This window comes from Sphingobacterium paramultivorum (genome assembly GCF_014109745.1).
GTDB classification, from domain to species: domain Bacteria; phylum Bacteroidota; class Bacteroidia; order Sphingobacteriales; family Sphingobacteriaceae; genus Sphingobacterium; species Sphingobacterium paramultivorum.
Window position 1 is genome coordinate 2,017,947 of record NZ_CP058555.1, and the last position, 26,802, is coordinate 2,044,748.

Consider the following 26,802-nt stretch of genomic DNA (forward strand, 5'->3'; position numbering starts at 1 on the left):
TATTGTACAGTCACTGTGCTCTCACCTTAGTCGAACCCCGCTCACAGGGCGAAGTAAGTACCGCATTGTTGTCAAGTAGACCCCTAGAAGCCTCCACTAAAAACACTTTTACATTAAGCTAGGGATACAACGCTTACTATTTAACAAAATAGCGATGCTCAATCACCTCTACTTTTTTGATATCCTTATCTTCTAATACTTTCTTAACATCACAATGGCCGGTTACGCCACGATAGATCAAAGCTCCACCAAGGGTTAGTCCAGACAATCCAGTAAGTGGGGATTTAAACAGTTTTTTAACACCCAAGCCCAATATGAATCCGCCGGCAATCACCGACAGAACACGCTCAGAGGTGCCAATATTTTCTTCGATACAATCGTCTTCGATCTTTGTTTTTATCTTATCAAATGCAAAGTTTAGTAGGTTACTCATAATTATCTTTATTTTATTTATCGTACATGTTATAAACAAATGGTGCCCTAAAAAAGTTTAGGAATAGAATAATAGTTTTTTATGTTGTTTCTCCGACGACATCTCTTATATTCGTATTTAACAAATTAGAAATACATGCAAATCAAAAAATATTCTGGTGAATTAGTACCCTTTAATGGTGAATCGCTACGCCATTCGCTTTCTCGTTCCGGTGCCAATGCCGACCAGGTTAATCAGGTCTACGATAAGGTACTCAACGAAATATATGATGGCATTTCAACAAGAGAGCTCTATCAGCTGGCCTTTGATACTTTAAAAACAGTACGAAATTCCTTCGCCGCACGCTATAGCCTTAAGAAAGCCCTGCGTGAACTCGGCCCTGAAGGCTTCTACTTCGAAAAATACATTGCTCACCTATTGCGATCCATCGGTTATGAAAGCACCACGGGACAGACCGTACAGGGGCATGCTGTTTCGCATGAATTGGACGTTGTAGCCTATAAGGACGGCAAACTGATTACCGCGGAGTGCAAATTTCGAAACGATATCGACGCTAAAATATCCGTAACTACGCCGATGTATTATCTTTCAAGATTCAAAGATATCAGCAATATCAATTATCAGTTTTTTGGGAAGCAGCTGCAGTTTCAAGAAGGCTGGCTGATTACCAATGCTTACTTCACTTCCGACTCGATTGATTTTGCCAAATATTATAATATCAACCTGCTCTCTTGGGATTACCCTAAAGAAAATAGCATTAAAAAAAGAGTAGATAAAGCAGTTTTCTATCCAGTCACTTGTCTAACAACTCTTTCAGACCTTGAGGAACAACAACTGCTCAAAAATCAGCTTATTTTAGTGAAAGATATCGTCAGTAATCCCGAAAAATTGGATCTTCTAAACTTAACAAAAGAACGGAAAGAAAAGGTTTTAAATGAGGCTCGCGAACTCATAAACTATCAAGTGGAAGAAGAGTATTAATAACATACTAAAAAAAGCATTATGTATATCTGTCCAAACAGGTATACATAATGCTTTTTTAGTAACCGATAGTACTCTTACAGCTTGGTTGGATGATAGATCTTGCCATATTTTGCAAGCGCGCTTAAATCTATTTTTTCCCAAAATATGCCATAAATAGCCGCTCCGGAACCTGACATCGAAGCATATATCGCTCCTTTTTGATATAAAGTTTCTTTGATTTCTTTCAACAATGGGTAATTCTCGAAAATACCATCCTCAAAATCATTTCGAATATGAAACTTCCATTCTTGGATGGGCAAACGAATCGCTTCTTCCAAATTAACTTCGGGTACCTTAGGTTGTACACCAGCATAAGCTTCAGCCGTAGAAATATGAATATTGGGCATAATGACTGCAATATGGTAGCCATCCAAATTTAGAGTTAAGTTTTTAAAATCAGTCCCAATGCCGGTTGCAAAAACAGGATTATTTGCGATAAAAAAAGGACAATCGGCTCCTAGCTTTGCAGCATACCCCGCTAGTTGCTCTTCTGTAAGATTCAATTGAAAGAGCGTATTGAGCCCTTTCAAAACAAAAGACGCGTCGGCAGAACCGCCCCCTAAGCCTGCTCCGATCGGAATTTGTTTGATCAAATCAATTGAAACGGGCGGAATGCCATAATCTTTTTCCAACAATTCAAAAGCTCTTATACAAAGGTTATCACGGAGATTTCCTGGGATATGTTCTCCCTGAATATTTAGTGTTGTCTCTGCAGCAGTCGTATCCAATAATTCGATAATATCGTAAATTGGAAGTGGATAAAAAACACTGTTCAGCTCATGATAACCATCCGTACGCTTGGCAATTACTTGCAGTCCAATGTTTAGTTTAGCGTTTGCAAAAAGTATCATGTGAAATGCTCTAAATCGTATATTTTTAAATTAATAACTTACCAATGAAAAGATATTATCACTGAACCTGGATAATCTTCCTTTCGCCTTTAGGAAGTCTAAAGAGATGATAAAACTATAAGCGACGATCTCGCCACCAAGTCTTTCAATAAGTTTACTGGCAGCAACGACGGTACCCCCTGTTGCTAAAAGGTCGTCGTGTACCAATATGCGGCTTCCTTTTTCAAAAGCATCTTCATGGATTTCAATCGTTGCTTGGCCGTATTCCAGTGCATAAGATTCAGACACGGTCTTAAAAGGTAATTTACCTTGTTTTCGAATTGGAATAAAAGGCAAGCCCAGCCTATTGGCAAGTAAAAATCCAAATAGAAAACCCCGGCTCTCAATTCCAGCAATAGCATCTATCTCTATTCCTTGCAATTGATCAATAATCGCATCAACCATTTCGCTACACAATGCCGCATCTTTCAACAAAGGGGTAATATCTTTAAAGACAATACCAGGTTTAGGAAAATCCACAATATCCCGGATTTCCAGTTTCAATTTATCTTGAATCATTCTCAAATATTAAATAAGGCGCAATCTTCGCAATCGCAAGATCTGAAAGTGTTCCTATTTTTGTCAAATCTTCTATATTGACATAACTTCCATGTTGATCCCGATAATTGACGATTAGTTTCGCATCTTTAGGGCTAAGATACGGATGTTTAGCCAATGAATTTGCATCAACTTTATTAATATTGATTTTTTTGATTCCATCTAAATTAGCCACAACAATATAGTCTTTAATCAGATCATACGTTTCAGCGGTAACTCCATAAACCTCCTTTAACTGTTCTATACGATAGAAACCACCAAGAACATCTTTATATTTCAAAATGCGTTTGGATAGAATCGAACCTATCCCTTTAAGACTGATTAGTGCCGTGGTATCACAGGTATTAATATCGATAAGTTCAGCTTTATTTCTTTCAAATTTATCATAAAGCAAAGGCGCTCTGTCTTGTTGTTTTGTTCGTTCCGAATCGGGAATTGTTTTTATTTGGATGTAAGGTTCTAATCTCTTGTAAAGTCGCTCATTAATAGAGTAAATTTTCTTCAGATCGGTTTTTACCTTAAATCGCCCCCCTTTTTTTTCATAATTTTTCAGTACTGCAATCTGTTTATCAGAAAGTCCCAACTTATGCCAATCAGCGTGAGGTAAATTATTTGGATCAAAATAAAATAGCTTTTCATCATCTAAATCTGTAGTCGGCGAGATGGACACAACACTTTCGTTTTTATTCACATAGGGGCTATTAAACTCCTGTTTGTTGGGTGTACTGGAAATCTCTATAGAATCGTGAAAGGACTGTTCAAAAAGTTTGGCCTGATTTGGAATAGGATCTCTCGTATTACGTTTAATCAGCGTATAAATCGTCGCAAACAAAACGATAATCACCAAAATAATGAAAAATCCATTTTGTTCTGTTTTACTAAATTTAAAATAAGCCAATAGCCTTTTCATAAGCCGCTAACAATTGGGTTGTTTAAATTTAATAAATTATAAGGAAAATAAAAAGGGAATTATTAAAAAACAATTCCCTTTTTATTAATTATTATCTACAAAGAGATTTATAACTTTGACTTATCAACTTTTTCAACTTGACTACCGTCTTTTAAGGTTTTGGAAATCGCATCAAATGGTCTAGAAACGACCTCGTCCCCTTTTTTCAGTCCTGAGGTAACAATGATATTTTTATCATCCTGAATGCCTGTCTTCACCAAAACCTGCTTAACTATTTTATCTTTTAGGACAAATACATATTCATCAACTTTTTTATTTGTATTTGTAGAGTCTTTATCATCAGAGCGCACGGTTACCGATTGAATCGGTACAACCAGTCCTTTATCGTGTTTTGTAAATATCTGAACTGTTGCTGAAAGTCCCGGTTTAAATGGCGATGCCACATTCTCTTTCATCAAGTCTTGATACGATTCCGCGCTGATGCGAACTTTTACATTAAAATTTGTCACCTGATCTGTCGATGATGTCGCCGTAGTTGTCGTTGCGATGTTTTTAGACGAGCTAGCGATTTCGGTCACAACACCTTTAAACTTTCTGTCCTTAAAAGCATCGACTTCAATCTCAGCTTGATTCCCTACTCTTACATTGTTAATATCATTTTCATTTACATCGACATTAACCTCCATCGAACTCATATTGGCGATACGCATAATTTCTGTACCCGCCATCTGCGCTGTTCCAACCACACGCTCACCCTTTTCAATAGACAAGAGAGAAATGATGCCATCTGATGGCGCATAAATTGTCGTCCGATTTAAATTGTCCTGTGCTTCTTTTACTGAGGCTTGTGATTGGTCAATACCATATTTTGTAGAACGTACAGTCTCTCTTTGTGCTTGGATAGAAGCCTGTGCTGCATGATATTCTGCCGAACTTTTATCCATTTCTGAGGCAGAAATAACACGTTTTTCAAAAAGTTCCTGATTCCGTTTATAGGTAGCAGCCACATTTTTGAAGTTTTCTTCCTGTTGTTTTAATTGCTGTTGTGCAGCGGCTAAATTGGCCCGCTGTGAATTCATTGCTGCAACAGAGCGATCATAACCAGACTGCAAGATATCGGGTTTGATCCGACAGAGTACTTGTCCTTTTTTAACAAAATCACCTTCTTTAATGTTAAGCTCAACAACCTCTCCAGATACCTCCGAACTCAGTTTGACCTCCACCTCAGGCTGAATCTTCCCACTTGCAGAAACTAATTCATCAACATCAGTCTCTTTTACTACATCCACCGCGACTTTGGTAATCTCTCCTTTGCCAAACCAGCCTGCTTTAAAACCTATAAAACCAAGGACTACCAAGAGCACAACTATTATTAATATAATTTTTCCAATGCTACGTTTTTTCTTTGCCATTTCTTTTGTTAAATCAAATAGGTTAATTGTTATCGAATTGAATTGGATTTCCGAGGTAATAATCGATGATCTTTGATCTGAATATTACATTATATTTTGCTTGAATAAGGTCAAATTCGGCCTTATTTCGTTCCGTTTGAGCAGTAAACAGCTCCAATGAATTCGCCATACCAATATCGTAACGCTCTTTTGTCGCCTTAAATGCTGTTTCAGCACTTTCAAATGCTACGGTAGCCGAGCTATAGCGTTGTTTGGCCGCATTCACGTCCAATACAGCCTGATTAACGGCCTTGTTTAAGTTATTTTTTGCCAATTGCTCGGAGGCTTCAGCCTGTTTCAAACCGATCTTTGCCTTTGCTACATTTACTTTATTCTGATTTCTTGAAAAAATTGGAATAGCAAGAGATAAACCGGTAAAAAAAGACTTATTATCCGATATCTGCTGGCCAAAAGGCACTCTAAAAAGGGTCGCAGGATCCAATGGATCTGTTTGCCTTGTTGTTGCAGACGAGTAATTCGTTCCATAATTCACATTCAAATTGAGTGTGGGATAATAGCCCCCCTTTGCAATATCGATTTGTTTCAATGCGACCTCTTTATCCAATGCAGATTTGTGAATATCAGGCTGCAATGTGAGCGCTTTCTGGTAAACATCCACCGCATTTTTATCCACTGCATGAACCAATATAGATTCCAAGCTTGGGCGCTCCAAGGAAATAGGCGTTTCAGGAGGCATTTCCATCAACTGCTTCAAGGTCAACAAAGACATTTCGTATGAATTTTTCAAATTAACTTTGTTCAATTCATTTGTAGCAACCTGATTTTTTGATTTGGCAAGATCGGCAATCGTTTTATTACCAACCGCAAACTGAATAGAGTCCAATGAAAATTGCTGTTTCGACAAAGCGATCTGGTCTTCACTCGCAACCATCATCTCATGATTGGTAATAGCTTCCAAATAATTAACCAACACATTGAGCACAAGGTCATTCTTGATCTTATCCACCTGAGTCGCCGTAGACTCCAGTTGCAATTTATTCGCTTTGATCTGATTGATCTGTTGAAAGCCCTGAAATAAATTGACACTCGATCCCACCGAGCCACTGGTTCCTTTTGTCCAGGTGTTATTGACGATTCGTCCGGAAGTTAAATCGAAGCCAAAGCCATAACGAAAACTTTGATCCACGCTAGCACTCAGGTTTGGCAATAAATTACTTTTTGCCTGAAACAAGTCCTGCTCGGCAAGATCTTTGTTCAATGCAGCTTGCTTTATTTGTACGTTCCGTTCCAATGTTATACGAATGGCTTCTGCCACCCCCACAACCTGTTGGGCTTGAACCAAATCATTAGTTCCTAGAAATAACCCAGTAAATACTACTGCAGAATAATAAAATCTTTTCATGTCCATATGTAGAACCATACATTTTTTTTTAGATTTGAACTTCATTTATCGGTTATGTATTTTGTCAAATCTCCATTTTTCCTTAGATGGCTATATCCCAAATCAATATGGAATATGCCACGTCATGAAAAAAAAGTCTATCTTACTTTTGACGATGGTCCAATTCCTGAAATTACACCTTTTATACTCGATATCCTAAAAAAATATCAGGCAAAGGCAACATTTTTTTGTGTTGGTGAAAATATTAAAAAAAATCCACATTTGTTTCAACGAATTTTAGATGAAGGGCATCAGGTAGGCAACCATACTTACAACCACCTCAAAGGCTGGGAAACACATGATGAGCAGTATTTGGCAAATGTTGCGAAATGCCAGGAACTGACCCAAACCGATCTTTTTCGTCCGCCTTATGCCCGAGCAACAAAATCCCAACTCCGTCAAATTTATAAAAAATACCGAGTGATCATGTGGGATATTATGTCGGGTGATTTTGATCCGAATTTAAGTCCCGAGAAATGCCTGGAAAACGTTCTGCCCAACATTAAAAATGGCTCTGTTATTATTTTTCATGATAATATCAAAGCCATTCCTCGTGTCGAATATGTTCTACCTAAAACAATAGAGTTTTTATTAAAAAATCACTATCAGCTTTCGAGAATAGATTAAGGTTTACTTCTAGCAAACGTTACCTCAGATTCGTAATATTTGCCTACACTAGCACTGAAATACCCCAGTGCATTGTTGCTTAAATTTGAAATCGGATTAGATGGTGAAGCCGAACCGGGATTAATCATTTGAAAACTATTCCAGTAATTGTACGCCCCTACATCGATACATTGACGTAGGATACGCACGCGATCACCTACTTTCAAATCTCTATCGCGGTCGACAATATCATGCTGCACCTCTAAGCCATTGTTATACTTATCGTTAAAGACATCAATAAAACGTAGTTTACCCCCATTGACTGACATTTTATACTTATAATAGTTGCCTTTTTCCGGTGGATCGATAAATACGAGAGTCGGGTAGTAAATCGTGTCAGTAAAAATAATTCGCTCTGAAAGCCCTATAGAATCCACATCCACATAGCTGGGAACCGTTGATACTCCTTGGATCTCCCTTCCATCAGCGGTCTTTACCTGTAACTGGTAAGTGACCTTCTCCTGTAACCGTAATGTCTTATTGGTATACACCCCATCAGCCCCTGCTTGAAACGTATAAGTGCGATTATTTTGCATATTCTTAACGCTCACCTCCGCATCTGTTATCGGAGAAAATAGAGAGTCTTTAATGCTCACAACCTTCTGTATACTAATCTCATGTTGTTGATCCGAAACCATCAAATCTGCGGTAATAACCAATTGACCTGTATTTTCGGGCAGTTCCAAATCTATTTTGTCCTCGCAGCCCCCTAAAGTAAATAATGCAACAGCTATAACTCCTAATATCTTCTTCATTCTTTGCTAAAATTTAAAATTCCAAGTAATCGATGGTATCGTCCCAAATAATGCTATCCGATAAATCTCGGTGACGTTGGATTGTCCTTCTTTTTCTCTAAAGTCGATCAAATAAGCATTTTTTCGATTATAGGCATTATAGAGACCAAACGACAAGCTCGAGTAGCTATTCTTTGTCCGTTTAATATCATAAGTTGCTGCCAAATCCAGGCGGTGATAAGCAGGCATCCGCTGCCCATTTCTTTTATCGTAATAGAAGATCGTACGATCGTCAACAAAATATTTCCCCGCAGGCATCGTTACAGCGTCTCCTGTATAGTAAACGAAATTGGCACTTAAATTCCACTTCGGATTTAATTGATACTGCGCCACGATGGCTATATTATGCGTTTTATCCTGCCGTGCACTAAACCATGCGCCATCATTGATTTGTTCAAATTGGCGCTCACTTTTGGATAAGGTATAACTCAGCCAGCCGCTAAATCGTCCCAGTCTCTTTTTCAGAAACCATTCAATGCCGTACGCTCTACCTTTTCCAAACAGCAATTCTCCTTCCAGCAATTCATTGGCCTGTAGATCGGCGCCATTCCTATAGTCAATCTGGTTCTTTAAATCTCGATAATAACCTTCGACGGAAAATTCATATCTGTTGGATGCAAAATTTCGAAAGTAACCCAGCGAATACTGATTGGATAGCTGGGGCTTAATCGTATTATTGCTCAGCACATATTGATCTGTAGGAAGACTACTGGTTGTATTGCTCAATTGATGCAGGTACTGAACATTGGTATTAAAAGAGGCCTTTATCGTCGTTAAATCATTGATAGCGTAGTTTAAGGAAACGCGAGGTTCCAGATAGAAGTACTTTTTACCCAACTTGCCATTTCCCACATAGGTAGAATCTATGGCCTCACCTGCAGGATCGAAAGTATAAAATGTCCCTGGCCCTAATGTTGCGTAAGCAGATGCCCTCAATCCATAGTTTAATTTTAAACGATCATTAATAGACCAGTCATCGGTCAGATAAGCAGCAACATCAGCACCCTTGCGATGTTGGATTTGCAATGAATTCACCTTCGAATCTTCCCCCGCTTCGATACTTGCCGGTCGGATTTCCTGCAAGGCTGCCTGCAATCCAAATTTTAGATTGTGACGGTCCGAAAGATTGTATTGAAAATCTTGTTTAAAATTATAATTAAAGATGTCTGAACGGATTTTAAAGTTGTTATCATCCTCAATCTTAACCTGATAATTGAATTTGCTAAAAATAAGCGTAGTATTGCTAAACAACCTATTGCTCCACACATGGTTCCAGCGCATCGTTCCAGTCGCATTTCCCCAATTGAAATCAAACAAATCATGATAAGCCATCGCATCCTTGCCGAAATATCCAGACAAGTAAAGTGTATTCTTATCATTGATACGATAATTTAATTTTGCATTGAGGTCATAAAAAAAGAGCGCGCTCTTCTTAATATTCTCATCACTTGAAAGCTTTAAGAAAAGATCGGCATAGGTACGTCTACCGGAGATCATAAATGAGCTCTTGCCTTTTTGAATCGGCCCTTCCAATTTAAGACGCGAAGCAATAAGCCCTAAGCCGCCTTCTACATTGAAATGCTGGTTGTTTCCGTCCAAGGTGGTAATTTCCATCACCGATGATATTTTGCCACCATATTGGGCTGGAACACCTCCTTTGTAGAAATTCACGTCTTTGATCGCATCGGAATTAAAGGTCGAGAAAAAACCGAACAAATGGGAACTGTTATAGACAGGAGCCTCATCCAGCAAAATCAGATTTTGGTCGCCACCGCCGCCACGCACATAAAAATTGCTGCTTCCTTCCCCCCCGCTGGTTACTCCCGGAAATAGCTGAATGGTCTTGAGAATATCCTTTTCTCCAAATAGTACGGGGACTTTTTCGATTTCCTTAGGGCTAAATTGTGTCAACCCAGGGGTTAGATCCTTTATTGATTTGCGCCTATTTCCGGTTACGGTAACCTCAGCGAGCTGATTTTCCTCAGGTACCAACTGAATAATATAAGTGGAGTCCTTGTCAAGGTGGACAGAGAATGCTTTCGTTCGATAGCCTACAGATGATACTTCCATCCCTTTGCCGGCATCACGGACAGACAAACTAAAAAAACCATATTTATTTGAAGCAGTAGATTTTTTCTCTGTATCGTTTCGTATGACGGCGCCAATGATATTCTCACCGCTGATACTGTCCCTAACAAACCCAGAAATAGATTTAGACTGTTGACTATGCGCTTGCTGCGCGCAGAACAAAATGGAAGAAAAACAAAATACAACCTTTATAGGTTTAAACATAATCAAGTGAAGTCAAAAATTTTGCTGAAAATAATAAAAAAGCCTTACAATTTGTAAGGCTTAATAATAAGTTTATAATTTGTTAGTTAAGGTCTCTGTTTAACAAAAATAGCATTTTATTCATTTATGCCAAATATTTATCCATTTTTCTTTTCACTTTTCTTCGCTTGATCAAAATATCCTTTAAAAAAAACCATTTGATAAACAATTGACCGAGACCAGTATTCCCAATTGTGCCCACCTTCACTTGTAACAAAGGTATGATTTATATTATGGTACATTAGTTTATCGTGCAGTGCAACATTCACGGTGTAGAAAAAATCTTCCTTACCGCAATCGATGATTAGGCGAAGTTTATTATTGACTAATTTGGGAACCATATTAATAACAACACGATTATCCCATTCTTGCGGTACATCAGCATAATTCCCAATGCGATCTTTAATTTCCCAGTTTAAGGGAAAAGGTCTAAAATCTACCCCACCAGCTGTACTTCCTGCAGCGCCATAGCTATCCTGATGTTTTATGGCCAGCGACAGCGCACCATGCCCACCCATACTTAATCCCGTAATTGCCCTTCCGCTCCGATCTTTGATCGTCGAATAATGCTGATCTATATAATCAATCAGCTCTTTGGACACAAAAGTTTCATATTGGTAGTTTTTATCATTCGCGACATCCCAGTACCAGCTTCCAAAACCACCATCGGGGCAAACGACCATATAACCGTACTGATCCGCCAATGCGCTCACACTTGAATTTTTAACCCAATTGCTATAATTACCAGAATAACCATGCAACAGGTAAAGGACCGGATAACTGATTTTGTTCGAGTAATTTTGAGGAAGAATTACGACAGTTTTAATTGCTTTACCCATGGATGGGCTCTGAATGGACAGGGTATCCACTTTGGCAGCAAAGGCGTTCGTGAAAGTACATAAAAATAAAACGAAGGCAATTAACATAAGCCTAATACCTCTTGAACAAAATAGGCAGTTTTTGATAGGCTCGGTTTGATGAAAATTATGCACCGAATAACTGAAAATAGGTCTAGTGTTTATCATAAATTTATTGATTTCTTTCAAAAAAATAAAGATAGGATTTTAAACCAAATGGACGCTCGCTAATTGTATAAAATCCATTTCCCTTGCTATCGAAAGCTATCGCTTCCCCCTGCGGCTCCACCTGATAAGGCAGAATAGCTGGCTTTTGTTGGAATACCTGTTTCCAGGATTCACTTCGGTTTCTCTGCCAATAGAAAATATGGGTAATATTCTTTACAAGCAACTGTGTACCGGTCGGATCTATAGCGGCAGCAGTAGCAAAAGTAAATGGCAGCTCCGCTACGCTATTTAAGGTAAAATACTGCTGTTTAGAATTTGTAAATACCGCTGCGGAATAAACAGTCGATCGAAATTCACGTTTAGATATTACATACAACATTTTGTCTATTGGATCAATCATAATCGATTCGGCATCTAAACGTTGCTGGCCCGGAAATTTAAGAAAGATAGCCCGAATTGACTTCTTCGGAATAAGCCCAGGATCATCGGCCTGAGGCTCAGGAAATACATACAGGCATGTCCAGGTTCTTTTCCCGGTGTTGTTTCCGATGTCCGCAAGGACGAGAAAATAAGTGTTCCCAATTTTCACTCGATCGATATCCTCACAGTCGACGACCGATACACCCTCAAGTGAAAATTTTTTCAGTAGTTTGGCCTGATGATCGATTAAATAAATCGTTACACCATCACCACTATCATTATGCACCCAAAAATTGCCCTCCAGATAAGCCGGTGTAATGCCAGACACCTCTTTCAGTTGTGGATCCGTCAATTCCCCGAGGGCAATTTGCGTTTTAAAATAATCCTTCCTATTTTGGCCGTAAACCTGCAGACTTAACAGAGAAAATACAAGCAGCAGGCACAGGTTCACTCGTGCAATATTCATGTTTAAAGATACGTTTTTATTGATATTTACATTCTAATTATGAAGAAGCCTTCCACATACAGTTCATTACTCCTTTTTTTAACACTTTTATTCCCCTGTCACAGCTTGCTTGCCCAGAGCTCTTCATTTCGCGTAAAAGTAAAATCAGGTCTTCGGCAAACACCACCCTATCTTGTCAAGTACTACAACAGCAAAGATTGGGAGAAATTCTATGCTGAAATCTTGCAATTTGATTATGACCCCAAATTTGAATACGACATCAAGATTCTCAAACGTCAAAACGGTTCACGTTCGACATACAACTTAGCCAAAACGATTACAAAATCACTATCGGAAAATACAGCAGTGGCCACATGGGAAGTTGGAGAAAACTACGTGAATGCCCAGAGCCTTGGCAAACTGAAATGTCTGCAGGTAAAATCTGATAAAAGGAATAAATGGGAATACCTCACTTCAACAATTCAAGGTTTCGATTACCAGGAGGGTTACCGTTACCGCATTCGTGTAAAACAAACGAAACAAAAAGATACAGACTCCGTCAGTTATAGTTTAATTGAAGTCCTATCAAAAGAACGTGCAAACGAACTGCCCAGTGTGGCCGCATTTCTTGCTCGTTTTAAATGGAAGCTGCTTCAGTTAAATGGAAAGGATGTCAGCTCCAGCAAAGCAAGTATCGGGTTCGATGCCAGAAATGGCACGATTACCGGCACAACGGGATGCAACAATTTTTGGGGAAATTTCGCCGTTAAAGACGACAAAATCAGCTTTCTGCACTTGTCAAGCACCATGCGCGCCTGCAATGGCATAAATATCGAAAATGACTTTTTTCAAATTTTTGAACAAAAACAAATTCAATTTGACATAGCCGAACAAACCTTAAATTTATATAACGACAGAAAACTAGTGATGATTTTTGGGTTGGAGCGAGAATAAAAAAAACACCCAAAGTCTGGGAGACTTTGGGTATCTTAGCCATATTATTAACCTATTTTATGAAAAGTATTTATGCCATTTGGAAATGACATAAACAAATGTGTGAAATAAATCGGAAACAATCGAAAGCATAATATCATTTTAACAAAATTTTAACATTTCAAAAAACAATGAGACAAATGGGCATATAAATGATCCATTTAGACATATCCCAATCAAATCTATCCCGTACCTTACAAGTTTAAACCGACATAATGATTAAAACATTTTTAACATCAACAACCTTACTTTTAACCGCGACACTTTTTGCCCAGAAGAATCCTGTTATCACGGGAAACTACGCTGATCCTGAAGGTATTATCTATGGAAATAAATACTGGATATTCCCAACCTATTCAGCGCCTTATGAAGAGCAGATATTCTTTGACGCGTTTTCATCTTCCGATTTGGCCACCTGGACAAAACATAGCCGTATCTTGGAGAACAGCAACGTTAAATGGGCGAAAAAAGCCATGTGGGCACCTGCGGTGTTGGAAAACAAGGGGAAATATTATCTGTTTTTCGGAGCCAATGATGTGCATCAAGGAGAGATCGGAGGCATTGGGGTTGCTGTAGCCGACAAGCCAGAAGGTCCTTATACCGACCTATTGGGCAAACCCTTAATTAACGATATTATCAATGGTGCTCAGCCGATAGATCAGTTTGTTTTCAAAGATAAAGACGGCACTTTCTACATGTATTACGGCGGTTGGAAGCACTGCAATATGGTCAAACTCAAACCAGATTTCACAGGCTTGCTCCCTTTTGATGACGGTACCTTTTACAAGGAAATCACCCCTAAGGATTACGTCGAAGGACCATTTATGTTTATAAAAGATGGAAAATATTATTTCATGTGGTCGGAAGGCGGTTGGACAGGCCCCGACTACAAAGTCGCTTATGCCATCGCCGACTCGCCCTTTGGCCCTTTTGAACGCATCGGAACAATATTGGAACGAGATCCTGAAGTCGCTGTTGGCGCCGGGCATCATTCAGTCATCAAAGTCCCCAACAAGGACAAATATTTTATTGTCTATCACCGTAGACCGCTTGGCAAAGATGGAGCCAATGAGCGGGTAACCTGTATCGAAGAAATGAAATTTGACAAAAATGGACATATCATACCTGTTAAGATGACCTTTACAGGTGTCAAATATCCATTAAAATAGCAGAATTACTTCTTTTCGCAAACAACAAAAAAGCCCAGATCAATTGAACTGGGCTTCTTTTTATATGAAAACGATTACCGCTTAAATACTAGATATTACATTATTCAATGTTTCAGACGGACGCATTGCCTTAGCTGCCAATCCATCATTCGGGAAATAGTAACCACCGATGTTTTGCGCATGCCCCTGAGCCGCGATCAATTCTTCATTGATTTTCGCTTCATTTTCTGTTAACACATTTGCAACGGTCGCAAATTTCTCAGCTAATTCAGCATCTTTTGCTTGTGCTGCCAAAGCCTGCGCCCAATATAGTGTCAAGTAGAAATGCGATCCACGGTTATCAATCTGACCAACTCTACGTGCTGGAGATTTGTCGTTCGCCAAGAATTTCTCCGTTGCTTCATCCAATGTCTCCGCCAATACCAGCGCTTTTGGATTATTTTGTGTTTGAGACAAGTGTTCCAAAGAAGCACCAAGTGCCAAGAATTCACCTAATGAATCCCAACGCAAGTAACCTTCTTGAAGGAATTGTTCGACGTGTTTCGGAGCCGAACCACCAGCACCTGTTTCAAATAAACCACCACCATTCATCAATGGAACGATCGACAACATTTTAGCTGATGTACCCACTTCTAAGATCGGGAATAAATCCGTCAAATAATCACGCAATACGTTACCAGTCACTGAAATAGTATCTTCGCCCTTACGAATACGTTCCAAAGAGAATTTCGTCGCATCAATCGGAGATAAAATACGAATATCCAAACCAGTTGTATCAAAGTTTGGTAAGTATTTTTCTACTTTTTTGATGATTTCTCTATCATGTGCACGGTTTTCATCCAACCAGAATACAGCTGGTGTCTCAGATAAACGAGCACGATTTACAGCCAATTTCACCCAGTCTTGAATTGGAGCATCTTTCGTTTGACACATACGGAAGATATCTCCTGTCTCCACTTTTTGCTCCATGAAAACATTTCCTTCCGCATCCACCACGCGAATAACGCCGTTTCCTGCAGCTTGAAAAGTTTTATCATGGGATCCGTATTCCTCAGCTTTTTGCGCCATCAAACCTACATTTGGCACAGAACCCATTGTTTTTGGATCTAAGGCACCATGCTCCTTACAGTCTTCAATTGTCGCTTCGTAAACGCCAGCGTAACAACGATCAGGAACCATAGCAATCGTATCTTCTTCTTGACCGTCTTTATTCCACATCTTACCACCGATACGGATCATTGCTGGCATAGAAGCGTCAATAATTACATCAGAAGGTACGTGGAAATTTGTAATGCCTTTATCCGAATTTACCATCGCCAAAGCAGGACCATTTGCGATAGCAGCGTCGATAGCAGCTTTCACTTCAGCCTCTTTTGCATGACCTGCGATTTTAGCATAAACCTCGCCTAAACCGTTATTTTTATTGATACCCAGCTCTTTGAACAAATCGCCATATTGCGCAAAAACATCCGCAAAATAAGTTTCAACAACAGCACCAAATATAATCGGATCAGAAACTTTCATCATTGTTGCCTTTAAATGCGCAGACAACAATACTCCTGCGGCTTTCGCTTCAGCGATAGCATCAACTACAAAAGCTTTCAATGCAGTTAAGCTCAACGTTGAAGAATCGATAACTTCACCTGCTTTCAGCGCAGAAAGTCCTTTTAATTCTGTTACTGCACCTTGTGCATCAACAAACTCAATTTTAAATTGGCCTTCATTTTCAACGGTTACAGACTGCTCTGAACCGTAGAAATCACCTGAAGTCATGGATGACACCTTTGTTTTGGAATCTTTCGCCCAAGCACCCATTTTATGTGGATTTGCTTTTGCATAATTCTTAACCGCTTTAGGCGCACGGCGATCCGAGTTTCCTTCACGTAATACAGGATTTACAGCAGAACCCAATACCTTTGCATACTTAGCTTTGGCTGACTTTTCTTCATCTGTGGTCGCTTCATCAGGATAGTTCGGAACAGCGTATCCTGCTTGCTGTAATTCAGCGATAGCACCTTTTAACTGCGGAATTGATGCGGAGATATTCGGTAATTTAATGATGTTTGCTTCAGGAGTTGTTGCCAACTGACCCAACTCAGCCAATGCATCAGCAATTTTTTGATCTTCTTTTAAAAATTCTGGAAAGCTAGCAAGAATACGGCCTGCTAAAGAGATATCTCTCAATTCAACATCGATACCAGCTGTAGCTGTAATCGCTTGAACGATAGGCAAAAACGAATAAGTCGCTAATAAAGGAGCTTCATCTGTTTTTGTCCAAACAATTTTTGATTTGTTTGACATAGTAATCTATTAGAAATATGTTTAATTTTTAATGCTATGTGAAATAATTGAAAAATCTGAATTTCTCAAAAATTCGCCTAAAGATAAGAATTAATGCCATAATTAACGAGGAATTGCACCCCTTTTGACAATAAAATTGTGAAAATAAATATATTTTGGCAATACAGAATAAGTCGCTTCACCTCCGCCCAAAAGTATCCCTCTTGACATTTCAGTGACCGGATACTACAGGCGAAATCCTATTTTAGCTCAAATTAAAAAACACAACTGACAATGAAAACATTCAAATTGAACAATGGAGTTGAAATTCCGGCAATTGGATTTGGAACTTGGCAAATTCCAGAGGGCGAAGAAGCTTATCAGGCAGTTAAAGAAGCTCTTGCCGCTGGATACACACATATTGACACTGCGGCTATATATGGAAACGAAAAGAGTGTTGGAAAGGCTATAAAAGACAGTGGTATAGATCGTAATTCACTGTTTATTACAACAAAACTCTGGAATACCGAGCGTGGATACGATAAGACAATTGCTGCATTTGAACAATCACTCAGCGATCTACAATTGGATTATCTCGATCTTTACCTGATTCACTGGCCAGCCAATGAAACACAGTTTGCAAACTGGTCTGACATCAACGCCGATACCTGGCGAGCTTTTGAGCATCTGTATCAACAGGGGAAAATAAGAGCTATCGGTGTGAGTAATTTTCCAAAAGACTACCTCGCCAAATTATTGGAGTCAGCGACAATCGTACCTGCTGTGAACCAGATTGAATTTCATCCGGGTTATCTTCAGGAAGATACCGTGGCGCTCTGCCAATCCAATGACATCCTTGTTCAGGCTTGGTCACCACTGGGTTCGGGCAGAATATTGCAGGATGAAACACTCGTTGCACTGGCAAAAGAAAAGAATACAAGTGTTGGACAGATCTGTATCAAATTTGCTTTATCCCAGGGCATCTTGCCGCTGCCAAAATCAACCAATCCCGATAATATAAAAAGAAATTTAGCTATCGACGATTTTGAGCTGACAGCAAGCGATATCAAAACTATCCTCGAACTCCCTGAAATGGGTTTTTCTGGATCGGACCCTAAAAAAGTCGCCTTTTAAGAGCGATAATACAGAATTTATGGAGTCGGTCTAAGGCTGCTCCATAAATCCTATATTGTAGAGCTTCCAGCACAAAAGAAATTGATTGTCCCTTTTTGCTGAACAGCATAGAACAAATTTTTGCTACTATAGCGGTAAAGTTGCCTACGCTATTCCTTACTTTTTTATTGAAAAAATGAATGAAATAGAACTTATAGATCAATCGGAACTTCCTGCGCACGGAGAAGACTACCACTATCATCCCTTATGGACGACTTGTATCCTGCTGTATAGAGGCTCTATTCAGGTCAATAGCAATGGTACCCCCACCGATCTTCAAGCTGGCAACATCCTCTTTATCGGATACAATAAGTACTACAGCTTTACAGCAATTAGTAACGATGCTGTTTTTAAAATACTCCATTATGACCGGAATTTTTCCAACCGAATACGATTGTCGATCAGTCGATACGATGCGTATCGGTTAATCAATGCCAATCGCTCCACACCCTTTACTCCTGCCCCCAACGATTTTGAAGCTATCTGGACATTGTTATCCACTTTACATAGCAACCGTAAAAAACCGATCGATCCGAAGAAGGATTTTCTCCAAAAAGCCAATATCAATATTTTTATGGCGATTATTTACCTTTTGGCCGATGTGATCTATACTGCCGGCGAAAGCTCCGGAAAGACACACAACAAAAGAAAGGAAGAAATTACCGTGCATTTTTTACAGCTTATAGCCGATCACTACAAAGAACAGCGCGATCTAGCATTCTACGCCGACCGCCTCAATATTTCCATCAAGTACCTGTCGATCAGCGTCAAGGAGATTACAAAAGAATCGCCCTCTGAAATTATTAGCAACTGGCTAGTCACAGAAGCTAGAGCGCAGCTCACCATTTCTACCAAAACAATCAATCAGATCTCACAGGAATTTAATTTTTCAGATCAATATGCTTTTAGCAAGTTTTTCAAAAAACATGTCGGGATAACACCTAAGCTATTTCGTGAACAGCAAGCTAATCTTGTTACCAATTGAACATCATAAAGCAGGAATCAAACATTTCTTGTCACCCCAAGGCATGCTAACTTTGTATCACATATATAAACAAAGTTAAATACCATGAATACGAAGTCAAGAGCCCGAAAAATAGGTTTTTACTTGACGTTATGCTTCTTTACATTCTTTTGCAATCAAACATACGGTCAAGACAGCATAAACAGCCGGAAAATAACAATTGAAAAACTGTTCGAATTTGCTATCCATAACCACCCAAATCTTATCGTTTCGGCATCAGCTGTAAGTATCGCCCAACAAAAAACAGAAGTTGCAAAATTAAGAAGGCTTCCCGAAATCAGCGCTTCGGCATCTGCTTTTTACCTCGGCAATGCTGCGTTGATCGACAAAGACTTATCAGGATCGGAAAAGATACCTCTACCCCATTTCGGTAATAATTATGCTTTGGAGGCGAAAGAACTTATCTGGAAAGGAGGTGTGGTAAAAAATAGCATCAAAGCCTCTTCCTTGGGTGAGGAGCTGGCTGAATTAGATCATAAGAATGAAGAACAGAACATTAAAATTTTGGTTTTAGGGTACTACCTTGATCTATTTAAACTTAAAAATCAGGAAGCTGTCTATAATCAAAATATTGAGCTTGCCCACAAAAGGCTAGACCTGACGGAAAAATTATATAAACAGGGCATGATCACCAAAAATGATGTCATCCGAAACCAATTGCAAATATCTGAATTGGAGTTAGCGAAAGAGGTCATTCAAAACAATCGGAAAATCCTGAATGACGAGCTTATAGTCGCGTTAGGACTACAGGAGGGTACAGTAATTGAGCCGGATGATAAACTATTAGATAGCAGATTTCAGCTGGCAGACCTCGCGAGCTTGAAACAAGACGCTTATGTATCCAGCCCGGGCCTTCAGCTTGCGGCCAAAGAGACCGAGCTTTTGCTGACAGAAAAGGCTATTACAAAATCAGAACGATCCCCTGCCCTCAGCGTATTCGCGGGAAACAGCCTTGTGAAACCCATCACCAATGTGATGCCAGTGATCGACAAATACATGAATACCTGGAATACTGGTATCTCCCTGAGCTATACGATTTCATCAGTCTACACAACAGGAAAAAAGCTTAAGCTAAATGATCTACAAATTGAAAAAAACGAGAAATACGCAAGCGCTCTGAAACAAAAAACCAGCGTAGCTGTTAATACTGCATACATTAAATACAATGAGGCCTACTCACAACGCAAGACTTTGGAGTACAATAAAGCCCTTGCAGATGAGAACTATCGTATTATTGAGAAAAAGTATTTGAACCAATTGGCGTTGATCGTCGATATCATGGATGCATCAAACTCAAAACTTGAAGCGGAATTGAAATACACAAATGCTGAAATCAATATCGTGTATGCATATTACAAACTTTTAAAAGAGACTGGAAAGATCTAGTACATTTTTCTTTTGCCTAATTTAATCAGTTTTATATATGTAAGGCCTCGTTAAGAAATTAATGGGGCTTTTTTATCTGCAATATTTTAACTCATTATTATGGCAAATTCATTTTTTAAAACGATTCGGACATCCATCAAGCACTGGTATATCCCATTGATTATCGGAATTCTATTAATTCTTTTGGGTTTCTATACCATTTCCACACCTGTTGCTGCATTTCTCACATTAGCGATTCTATTTTCATGGTCATTTATTATTTCCGGTATTTTGGAAATCATTTTTGCTGTGCAGAATAAAGATGAAGTGGATGGTTGGGGCTGGTACCTCACCGGGGGCATCCTCTATACCCTATTCGGCATATTGCTCATTGCCAATCCGCTGTTGTCAGCAAACACCTTGGCATTTATCGTGGGTTTTTATGCACTTTTTAAATCCTTCCAACTGCTATCCTTTTCCTTTGATCTCAAAAATTACGGTAGTAAATCTTGGGGTTGGAATTTGTTATTTGCCATTTTAGGCATTATTTTCAGCTTTATCTTGCTTTGGAATCCACTATTTGCCGGTTTCTCACTGGTGATCTGGACAGGAATGGCTATCAGTACGGTTGGTTTCGCAGCCTGTGTATTTGCATTTCAGCTGAAAAGTCTCAAAGATATCCCGAAAAAGCTACCAGACGAGTGGAAAGAGCGTTATCAGAAGCTTAAAGAAGAATTTGATCAACATCGTAAATAGAAAAAGGGCAATTAAGCCCTTTTTTTATCAATATAAATTCGGTGGTCAAGGTTATTTACTTATTTCAACAATCTTAAAAGGCACTTTATGAAGTGGATAATCTTGCTTATCCGTTTTTACACGACTTATTTTCATGATCACATCAAAGCCTTCATAAATTTCACCAAAAACGGTAAAATCATGATCGAGTCTTGGCTGTCCTCCGCGAGCTAAGTACTCCTTACGTTGTGCTGCAGTATATTTTATGCCTTTCTTTAATTCCAGACTATCAAGTTCAGCTGCCGTGATTTTCTTTCCAACCACGAAATAGATCTGATTCAAAAAAGATGCTTTCGCCGGATTTCCATCCCGTCCTGCCCCCAGAGCACCCATTTTATGAAAAGCCCGGTCATCAAACTCTGCTGCCAATCGTGGTTTTTTATGAAGGGGATCTGCTGCCTCACGTTTTTCAATATCAATATCATGCTCTCCGCCCTGCACAACAAAATTTTCAATAATGCGATTAAACAATGCTCCCTGATACACAGTATCCCGAATGGATCGCAACATCAAATCGCGATGATTGGGCGTATAGTCATAAAGTACAACTTTAAAATCGCCAAAATCAGTCTTGAAAAGCAGATGTTTTGATTGTGCATAACAATTCCCCAATACAATAAAAAGAAAGCATAGGATGGTCAGAATTTTCCTCATAGTACGAATTAATCAGTTTCTTAGATTTCATATAAAAATACATTAAATTTCGATTTATAAAAGACATCACGCAGTAGTTTTCCAAATGCGCTTGAAGGACATCTGCATTGGATTCTTCGGAAAGTTGCCCTGCACTAAAAAATTACATACGTCGTGTAAAATTAAAACTTGCAAATAAGCATAAATTTATCTTAGTTTGGATTAAAACTATTCAAGACTATGCAGTATACAGCAAATCCAGACCGATATCAAGATATGATCTATAATCGTTGTGGTCAATCCGGTCTTCTATTGCCTGCCATCTCATTGGGAATGTGGCATAATTTCGGTGACGACACACCCCATCAAACCAAAGTTGATATTTGCACAACCGCGTTTGACTTGGGAATTACCCATTTCGACCTCGCAAACAATTACGGTCCACCTGCTGGGAGCGCCGAAAAGGCCTTCGGACAAATATTAAAAGAACAATTTTACGGCCTCCGCGATGAAATGATTATTTCATCAAAAGCAGGATATCACATGTGGAATGGGCCTTATGGAGAATGGGGAAGCCGTAAATATCTGATATCAAGCTGTGAGCAATCACTCAAGCGCCTGGGTATCGATTACGTCGATATTTTCTATTCACATCGTTTCGACCCCAATACCCCCTTGGAGGAGACCATGTTGGCGCTGGATCAGCTAGTCCGCAGCGGAAAAGCACTTTATGTCGGTATTTCATCCTATAACTCGCAACGCACAAAAGAGGCCTATGCGATCCTGAAATCATTGGGTACACCTTTTATTATTCACCAGCCCAGCTATTCCATGTTAAACAGATGGGTAGAAACCGATGGCTTGCTTGATACCTTGGATGAGATAGGCATCGGTTCTATCGTATTCTCTCCCCTGGCACAGGGCATGCTCACCGATAAATATTTACAGCATATCCCGGAGAATAGTCGCGCTTCGCAATCCAAATCACTTCAGACGAAATTTCTGAACGAAGAAAATCAAAAGAACATCCAGGCTTTACATGCAATTGCACAGCGTAGAGGACAGTCGCTCGCACAGATGGCGATTGCCTGGGTATTACGTAAGAAGCAGGTTACATCGGCGCTAATTGGCGCGTCAAGACCACAACAGGTCATTGATTGCGTTGGTGCACTGAAGAATCTGTCGTTTAGCCCGGAGGAAATTCACGAAATTGATCTTTATGCAAAAGATGGGCATATTAATATCTGGGCTAAATCGGCTGAGATCGATTAAGATTAATGCCACAGAAGTTTTCATCCGGGGAACCGCTTCGCGCCCAGTTGAATTCCATAAAACAAAAAAGAGCCCGGCACTATCGGGCTCTTTCCGTTGATTAACCCATTTTTTTCAATATCTTTTCAAAGGTGTTGATATTCCGGCTTGTCATCTTATCTTTAAGATTCTTTTTTCCTAACACCTTTCCAAAACTGGAATCCAAAGTATTTCCCTTGGGCACACGCCAATAAAAGACCGTATTGACAATTTCAGCCTTCTCCCCTGGCACCTGCGTCGAATTGCTGAATTCATCCATCAGTATTGTTTCGACACCTGCTGTCCCTACAAAAGCATATACATGGAAGTCCGTATGCATTTCAAACGGAATGTTTGCCTGCAGCAATTCCACCTCTTCCTGTGACCGGATGAATAAAAAAGCTTCATAAGAAAAATATGCCGACATGGACTCCTCCAATAGCCGCTTGAGCGGGTCGGCCGCTTTGTCCGACGAAAAAACAATATTTCCAGAAGCCAGTACCGAAGTGACATCAGTTACACCGGCGTCCTTAAAAACTTGACAGACATCTACCATCTTCATGTTGGTTCCCTTCACATTGACGCCGCGTAGAAAAGCACAGTATTTCATGTTATTAAATTAATCGATTAATTCGTCCATCGGATTCCAAAACAACTTTCTAAAATCCTTGATCCGTAAATTATTCACAACAAGCCCCTCAGCTTCAAGCCGTTCTTGAAATCCAGGCACCGCAAGTGTACCGCTACTTGATATAACACGATGGGCAGGAACATCTTTCGGGCATCCTCCCATCGCTTTCCCTACGTGCCTTGAGTGGTTAGGAAAACCTAAAGCTTTTGCTATCGCTCCATAAGTCGTTACTCGACCTTTGGGAATCAGCTTTGCAACCTCATATACTTGTTGTTTGAATTGCTCATCCATGTTAATTTATATTTTATTTGCGTTGTTTAGCATGTCAAAAAATTTTCATTCCCTATTTCCACAGCAAAAACGGAAAGTAAACTAAGTTACAAAAGCTACTATAAGTTATTACTGTCTTTAATTGATTCACTTGTCTAATTTTTTGTTTCCATATGATTGAGGGGGAAAAGATTCTTCCAATTGTCTATATACACGACTCCAGCTAGGGTTATCATCAGCATTCAGTTTTACATATTGCCCCTTTTTTGTTGTAATGCTTATTTTTATATCTATTCCATCGTATGGCTGACGCGATTCCTCCTCTTTAGCGGCAATAAATTTTTCCAAATCAATTTTATCCAATAGCGAGTTCCATTTGTCTTCCGTATTGCCGTATGATTTTATCGTACTCTGTGCTGTATCAATTGCAGAAAATAGACAATAAACACTATCTCGTGTTATCTTCATCGTATAACCTTTTGAAGGTGTTACTGTAAATCCGCCAACCGTAGAAATTGACACTGCAGTAATCTCATTTTTATTATTTTCTGCTGTCACCCGCTGTGAGTTATGCGTACAGCTTTGCCATAAGAATAGCTGTACGACCAAAAGCGAGAGCTGTAAAATCAATTTTCCGCCCATATTTTATGCCTTTAAACGCTAATAAGTAAATAATTAAACAAAAAAAAAGCGTTTTGTGTTGTTAACAGACAACGCTCTTTGCTGCTTACCTAATTTACATAAGTTATTGGGATTTCGTGCTCCCAATCTCTGCATTCGTTACATATCAAACCGATCAGTTGCCTTGGATCAGCTCGAAGGCTGTTCCTCGTAGTGCCATACTCACTCGTGACTGGAAATTTTATTCCCTAACAAAAAGTTGTTCATTCCGTTTCCTATCAAAACACATTGATACAGGACAAAAAAAACAAGTGTTTTTTTATAACTATAGGTTAATATTCACTTTCCTTTTAGTGCCTTTTCGAAGGAAAAAAACGGAAGCTTCACAGCCCCAGTAGGGATAAAGCACATGCTAAGCACAGATAAAGCACAGATAAAGCACAGATAAAGCACTGTTCATGTATAAAGCAAAATGCGCTTTAAAGGTACTACAAGCATGCGTGAAGGCTGCACAAAGCGACCAAAAATGAGGGCAAATAGAGCTAGATTTAGTTAATTAATAACTATTTAAATTCATTCGATGAATATACGTAAATGCTCGTTGTTTTATCATTTAATCACTTGAAAATAAAATAGAAATAGGTGTTAATATAAATAATAGGAGTCCACGATTTTGTTTATAATGGTTGTTTTTCATGAATAGATTAAATAAAAAAAGAACTAGTAAGGTGCTTGCTATTCTTTCTGATTTTTCAGAAAAAATTTGAGCGGAGCTAACACGCTATAGCTCCGCCCGCTTAGCATTCTTTTGAAATTCCATCTACCGTAATTCGAACATAGACAATGCGGATAGTTCGGCTTTTTCTCTTGGGCTCTTTAGAAAGAAGTTTAGCCCATAACTTTGTTCTAACATAATCAAACTTTTTAAGGGTTATAAATGTCGAACCAAAGATTTAAGTACTCAAATCGTTAACCTAAGCATATACTTAACATTAAGTACTTAATAATATTTTTTGTGGCACTTTTTAAAAATTTGAAAAGTGCCACGAATGTGCCACAAACTTTTTGAGTATTTTTACATATTTCACCAATATCCACAAACAAAAAAAATCCTGCAAATCATTGATTTGCAGGATTTTTACATTTTTCAGTGCTTTTTTAAAACTTTAAATTTGCACTTGGCGGAGAGTGAGGGATTCGAACCCCCGAACCTGTGACAGTTAACGGTTTTCAAGACCGCCGCATTCGACCACTCTGCCAACTCTCCGCGACAAAAGTACGAATTTCCACTCTCCTACCAAATTTTATTTTATATATTGTGCTTATTGAGCTTTTATAAACTGAATATCAGCACTAAATTTTACATCGTCGCTCACCATTACCCCTCCTGTTTCCAATGCCGCATTCCAATTAAGGCCAAATTCTGAACGTTTGATTTTGCCCTCTACAATAAAACCAGCTTTGGTATTTCCCCAAGGATCTTTTTGGATACCTGCAAATTCTAAGTCAAAAGACACCGGTCTAGAAACGTCACGGATTGTCAAATTTCCTTTAATTTCATTATTCTCCAAGCTTGTTGCTTCAAATGTAATTGCTGGATATTTCTCCACATCAAAGAAATCTGCACTTTTTAAGTGACCATCACGTTGCTCATTACGCGTATTGATGGACGCAGTGTCAATAACAACTTTCGCTAGGGCATTTTTAAAATCTTCACCATCGGCGTCAACATCTATTTTAAAACTGTCAAAGTTCCCTTTAACGTTCGTAATCATCATGTGTTTTACTTTGAATTCTATCTCGCTATGTGCAGCGTCTAGTTCCCATTTTCCTTGTGCCATAATTTTATGTTTTTTCTATTTGTTTAATAACACAAAGGTAACAGCAGTTTTATTCATTTTGTTTGACCTAGATCAATAAAATAATCTTGTTGAAAAGCAATCAGTTATTGAAAAACCACAAAAAAAAGTTGGCGATATTTTGGAAATATAACACAAATGTCTACTTTTGCATTACCGAAAGCGACGCGCCAATAGCTCAGCTGGATAGAGCATCGGTTTTCTAAACCGACGGTCTCAGGTTCGAATCCTGATTGGCGTACTTAAAAGCCCCTTTGTTCAACGCAAAGAGGCTTTTCTTTTTATACACTATATGGTTTCAAAAGTTAAGATTCATTAAAATCTCGTCGATATGGCAGTCGAGCTTGAAGA

At 39.0% G+C, this 26,802-nt stretch carries 25 protein-coding genes and 2 tRNA genes; 10 read left to right on the forward strand and 17 right to left on the reverse strand.

Annotated elements, in window-relative coordinates:
• Positions 1-136 precede the first annotated feature (136 nt).
• On the reverse strand, positions 137-433 hold the full coding sequence (locus HS960_RS08840; protein WP_046676248.1) for a YgaP family membrane protein: 297 nt from the start codon (positions 431-433) through the stop codon (positions 137-139).
• Positions 434-568: 135 nt separating this feature from the next.
• Here HS960_RS08840 and HS960_RS08845 point away from each other — a divergent pair, with 135 nt between their 5' ends.
• Entirely contained in the window at positions 569-1,414 is an 846-nt protein-coding gene (locus HS960_RS08845; protein ID WP_153845894.1) for an ATP cone domain-containing protein, read from the forward strand.
• A gap of 77 nt (positions 1,415-1,491) precedes the next feature.
• Here HS960_RS08845 and ispE read toward each other — a convergent pair whose 3' ends face one another.
• The 5 genes from ispE to HS960_RS08870 form a co-directional block, all read right to left on the reverse strand.
• The gene (gene ispE / locus HS960_RS08850; RefSeq protein WP_182332181.1) at positions 1,492-2,307 is read right to left on the reverse strand and encodes a 4-(cytidine 5'-diphospho)-2-C-methyl-D-erythritol kinase; all 816 of its coding nucleotides are present in this window, start codon (positions 2,305-2,307) and stop codon (positions 1,492-1,494) included.
• A 30-nt stretch (positions 2,308-2,337) separates the two neighbouring features.
• Entirely contained in the window at positions 2,338-2,865 is a 528-nt protein-coding gene (locus HS960_RS08855) for an adenine phosphoribosyltransferase (protein WP_046676245.1), read from the reverse strand.
• On the reverse strand, positions 2,852-3,814 hold the full coding sequence (locus HS960_RS08860) for a helix-hairpin-helix domain-containing protein (RefSeq protein WP_159726881.1): 963 nt from the start codon (positions 3,812-3,814) through the stop codon (positions 2,852-2,854). The genes HS960_RS08855 and HS960_RS08860 overlap by 14 nt, the downstream gene beginning before the upstream one ends.
• A 107-nt stretch (positions 3,815-3,921) precedes the next feature.
• The gene (locus tag HS960_RS08865; RefSeq protein ID WP_182332183.1) at positions 3,922-5,226 is read right to left on the reverse strand and encodes an efflux RND transporter periplasmic adaptor subunit; all 1,305 of its coding nucleotides are present in this window, start codon (positions 5,224-5,226) and stop codon (positions 3,922-3,924) included.
• A gap of 22 nt (positions 5,227-5,248) precedes the next feature.
• Positions 5,249-6,628 carry a TolC family protein gene (locus HS960_RS08870; RefSeq protein WP_182332185.1) on the reverse strand — a complete coding sequence of 460 codons (1,380 nt, stop codon included), beginning with the start codon at positions 6,626-6,628 and terminating at the stop codon, positions 5,249-5,251.
• Positions 6,629-6,742: 114 nt separating this feature from the next.
• On the opposite strand from HS960_RS08870, the gene HS960_RS08875 reads away from it, so the two are divergent.
• Complete coding sequence (locus HS960_RS08875; protein ID WP_394353585.1) at positions 6,743-7,294, forward strand: polysaccharide deacetylase family protein; 552 nt, start codon at positions 6,743-6,745, stop codon at positions 7,292-7,294.
• Here the strand turns inward: HS960_RS08875 and HS960_RS08880 are convergent.
• From HS960_RS08880 to HS960_RS08895, 4 genes are all read right to left on the reverse strand, one after another.
• Positions 7,291-8,088, reverse strand: a complete 798-nt coding sequence (locus tag HS960_RS08880; protein ID WP_153845888.1) for a DUF4249 family protein — start codon at positions 8,086-8,088, stop codon at positions 7,291-7,293. The two genes, HS960_RS08875 and HS960_RS08880, sit on opposite strands and share 4 nt — an antisense overlap.
• Before the next feature lie 6 nt (positions 8,089-8,094).
• Positions 8,095-10,419, reverse strand: a complete 2,325-nt coding sequence (locus tag HS960_RS08885) for a TonB-dependent receptor (protein ID WP_153845887.1) — start codon at positions 10,417-10,419, stop codon at positions 8,095-8,097.
• Between the two features lie 137 nt (positions 10,420-10,556).
• Positions 10,557-11,483, reverse strand: a complete 927-nt coding sequence (locus HS960_RS08890; RefSeq protein WP_317167977.1) for an alpha/beta hydrolase — start codon at positions 11,481-11,483, stop codon at positions 10,557-10,559.
• A gap of 4 nt (positions 11,484-11,487) precedes the next feature.
• Positions 11,488-12,369 (reverse strand): hypothetical protein, encoded by an 882-nt coding sequence (locus HS960_RS08895; RefSeq protein WP_182332187.1) that lies wholly within the window; start codon positions 12,367-12,369, stop codon positions 11,488-11,490.
• A 39-nt stretch (positions 12,370-12,408) separates the two neighbouring features.
• On the opposite strand from HS960_RS08895, the gene HS960_RS08900 reads away from it, so the two are divergent.
• Positions 12,409-13,302 (forward strand): DUF4377 domain-containing protein, encoded by an 894-nt coding sequence (locus tag HS960_RS08900; protein ID WP_182332188.1) that lies wholly within the window; start codon positions 12,409-12,411, stop codon positions 13,300-13,302.
• A gap of 254 nt (positions 13,303-13,556) precedes the next feature.
• The gene (locus tag HS960_RS08905) at positions 13,557-14,510 is read left to right on the forward strand and encodes a glycoside hydrolase family 43 protein (RefSeq protein ID WP_159726893.1); all 954 of its coding nucleotides are present in this window, start codon (positions 13,557-13,559) and stop codon (positions 14,508-14,510) included.
• Between the two features lie 81 nt (positions 14,511-14,591).
• On the opposite strand, the gene HS960_RS08910 is transcribed toward HS960_RS08905, so the two are convergent.
• Entirely contained in the window at positions 14,592-16,811 is a 2,220-nt protein-coding gene (locus HS960_RS08910) for an NADP-dependent isocitrate dehydrogenase (RefSeq protein WP_182332190.1), read from the reverse strand.
• Between the two features lie 273 nt (positions 16,812-17,084).
• Here HS960_RS08910 and HS960_RS08915 point away from each other — a divergent pair, with 273 nt between their 5' ends.
• The 4 genes from HS960_RS08915 to HS960_RS08930 all read left to right on the forward strand — a co-directional run bounded on the left by HS960_RS08915 (position 17,085) and on the right by HS960_RS08930 (position 21,108).
• Entirely contained in the window at positions 17,085-17,924 is an 840-nt protein-coding gene (locus HS960_RS08915; protein WP_159726897.1) for an aldo/keto reductase, read from the forward strand.
• Positions 17,925-18,099: 175 nt separating this feature from the next.
• Positions 18,100-18,948, forward strand: a complete 849-nt coding sequence (locus HS960_RS08920) for a helix-turn-helix domain-containing protein (RefSeq protein ID WP_182332192.1) — start codon at positions 18,100-18,102, stop codon at positions 18,946-18,948.
• Positions 18,949-19,032: 84 nt separating this feature from the next.
• The gene (locus HS960_RS08925) at positions 19,033-20,373 is read left to right on the forward strand and encodes a TolC family protein (protein WP_182332194.1); all 1,341 of its coding nucleotides are present in this window, start codon (positions 19,033-19,035) and stop codon (positions 20,371-20,373) included.
• Positions 20,374-20,472: 99 nt separating this feature from the next.
• Positions 20,473-21,108 carry an HdeD family acid-resistance protein gene (locus HS960_RS08930; protein ID WP_182332196.1) on the forward strand — a complete coding sequence of 212 codons (636 nt, stop codon included), beginning with the start codon at positions 20,473-20,475 and terminating at the stop codon, positions 21,106-21,108.
• Positions 21,109-21,159: 51 nt separating this feature from the next.
• Here HS960_RS08930 and HS960_RS08935 read toward each other — a convergent pair whose 3' ends face one another.
• Positions 21,160-21,801 (reverse strand): peptidylprolyl isomerase, encoded by a 642-nt coding sequence (locus tag HS960_RS08935; RefSeq protein WP_145329154.1) that lies wholly within the window; start codon positions 21,799-21,801, stop codon positions 21,160-21,162.
• Between the two features lie 219 nt (positions 21,802-22,020).
• On the opposite strand from HS960_RS08935, the gene mgrA reads away from it, so the two are divergent.
• Positions 22,021-23,052: an L-glyceraldehyde 3-phosphate reductase gene (gene mgrA, locus HS960_RS08940; protein ID WP_182332198.1), complete on the forward strand. Its 1,032-nt coding sequence runs from the start codon at positions 22,021-22,023 to the stop codon at positions 23,050-23,052.
• Positions 23,053-23,152: 100 nt separating this feature from the next.
• Here the strand turns inward: mgrA and HS960_RS08945 are convergent, their stop codons facing one another.
• The 5 genes from HS960_RS08945 to HS960_RS08965 form a co-directional block, all read right to left on the reverse strand.
• Positions 23,153-23,680, reverse strand: a complete 528-nt coding sequence (locus tag HS960_RS08945) for a DUF1697 domain-containing protein (protein WP_182332200.1) — start codon at positions 23,678-23,680, stop codon at positions 23,153-23,155.
• 9 nt (positions 23,681-23,689) lie between these two features.
• The gene (locus tag HS960_RS08950) at positions 23,690-23,992 is read right to left on the reverse strand and encodes an MGMT family protein (protein ID WP_088161428.1); all 303 of its coding nucleotides are present in this window, start codon (positions 23,990-23,992) and stop codon (positions 23,690-23,692) included.
• Between the two features lie 126 nt (positions 23,993-24,118).
• On the reverse strand, positions 24,119-24,613 hold the full coding sequence (locus HS960_RS08955; protein WP_182332202.1) for a hypothetical protein: 495 nt from the start codon (positions 24,611-24,613) through the stop codon (positions 24,119-24,121).
• Positions 24,614-25,771: 1,158 nt separating this feature from the next.
• Positions 25,772-25,859: transfer RNA gene (locus HS960_RS08960), tRNA-Ser, on the reverse strand.
• 55 nt (positions 25,860-25,914) lie between these two features.
• A complete protein-coding gene (locus HS960_RS08965) occupies positions 25,915-26,433 on the reverse strand; it encodes a YceI family protein (RefSeq protein WP_153848580.1) in 519 nt (172 codons plus the stop codon).
• Positions 26,434-26,618: 185 nt separating this feature from the next.
• On the opposite strand from HS960_RS08965, the gene HS960_RS08970 reads away from it, so the two are divergent.
• Positions 26,619-26,692: transfer RNA gene (locus HS960_RS08970), tRNA-Arg, on the forward strand.
• Positions 26,693-26,802: the final 110 nt, after the last annotated feature.

Bases quoted from the DNA above. Each gene is read 5' to 3' on its own strand.
- HS960_RS08935 (WP_145329154.1), bottom strand. From the start codon at position 21,801: ATGAGGAAAATTCTGACCATCCTATGCTTTCTTTTTATTGTATTGGGG.
- HS960_RS08855 (WP_046676245.1), bottom strand. From the start codon at position 2,865: ATGATTCAAGATAAATTGAAACTGGAAATCCGGGATATTGTGGATTTT.
- HS960_RS08905 (WP_159726893.1), top strand. From the start codon at position 13,557: ATGATTAAAACATTTTTAACATCAACAACCTTACTTTTAACCGCGACA.
- HS960_RS08955 (WP_182332202.1), bottom strand. From the start codon at position 24,613: ATGGGCGGAAAATTGATTTTACAGCTCTCGCTTTTGGTCGTACAGCTA.
- HS960_RS08945 (WP_182332200.1), bottom strand. From the start codon at position 23,680: ATGAAATACTGTGCTTTTCTACGCGGCGTCAATGTGAAGGGAACCAAC.
- HS960_RS08860 (WP_159726881.1), bottom strand. From the start codon at position 3,814: ATGAAAAGGCTATTGGCTTATTTTAAATTTAGTAAAACAGAACAAAAT.
- HS960_RS08925 (WP_182332194.1), top strand. From the start codon at position 19,033: ATGAATACGAAGTCAAGAGCCCGAAAAATAGGTTTTTACTTGACGTTA.
- HS960_RS08930 (WP_182332196.1), top strand. From the start codon at position 20,473: ATGGCAAATTCATTTTTTAAAACGATTCGGACATCCATCAAGCACTGG.
- HS960_RS08950 (WP_088161428.1), bottom strand. From the start codon at position 23,992: ATGGATGAGCAATTCAAACAACAAGTATATGAGGTTGCAAAGCTGATT.
- HS960_RS08845 (WP_153845894.1), top strand. From the start codon at position 569: ATGCAAATCAAAAAATATTCTGGTGAATTAGTACCCTTTAATGGTGAA.
- HS960_RS08915 (WP_159726897.1), top strand. From the start codon at position 17,085: ATGAAAACATTCAAATTGAACAATGGAGTTGAAATTCCGGCAATTGGA.
- HS960_RS08895 (WP_182332187.1), bottom strand. From the start codon at position 12,369: ATGAATATTGCACGAGTGAACCTGTGCCTGCTGCTTGTATTTTCTCTG.
- ispE (WP_182332181.1), bottom strand. From the start codon at position 2,307: ATGATACTTTTTGCAAACGCTAAACTAAACATTGGACTGCAAGTAATT.
- mgrA (WP_182332198.1), top strand. From the start codon at position 22,021: ATGCAGTATACAGCAAATCCAGACCGATATCAAGATATGATCTATAAT.
- HS960_RS08910 (WP_182332190.1), bottom strand. From the start codon at position 16,811: ATGTCAAACAAATCAAAAATTGTTTGGACAAAAACAGATGAAGCTCCT.
- HS960_RS08890 (WP_317167977.1), bottom strand. From the start codon at position 11,483: ATGATAAACACTAGACCTATTTTCAGTTATTCGGTGCATAATTTTCAT.
- HS960_RS08880 (WP_153845888.1), bottom strand. From the start codon at position 8,088: ATGAAGAAGATATTAGGAGTTATAGCTGTTGCATTATTTACTTTAGGG.
- HS960_RS08840 (WP_046676248.1), bottom strand. From the start codon at position 433: ATGAGTAACCTACTAAACTTTGCATTTGATAAGATAAAAACAAAGATC.
- HS960_RS08920 (WP_182332192.1), top strand. From the start codon at position 18,100: ATGAATGAAATAGAACTTATAGATCAATCGGAACTTCCTGCGCACGGA.
- HS960_RS08965 (WP_153848580.1), bottom strand. From the start codon at position 26,433: ATGGCACAAGGAAAATGGGAACTAGACGCTGCACATAGCGAGATAGAA.
- HS960_RS08875 (WP_394353585.1), top strand. From the start codon at position 6,743: ATGCCACGTCATGAAAAAAAAGTCTATCTTACTTTTGACGATGGTCCA.
- HS960_RS08870 (WP_182332185.1), bottom strand. From the start codon at position 6,628: ATGAAAAGATTTTATTATTCTGCAGTAGTATTTACTGGGTTATTTCTA.
- HS960_RS08900 (WP_182332188.1), top strand. From the start codon at position 12,409: ATGAAGAAGCCTTCCACATACAGTTCATTACTCCTTTTTTTAACACTT.
- HS960_RS08885 (WP_153845887.1), bottom strand. From the start codon at position 10,419: ATGTTTAAACCTATAAAGGTTGTATTTTGTTTTTCTTCCATTTTGTTC.
- HS960_RS08865 (WP_182332183.1), bottom strand. From the start codon at position 5,226: ATGGCAAAGAAAAAACGTAGCATTGGAAAAATTATATTAATAATAGTT.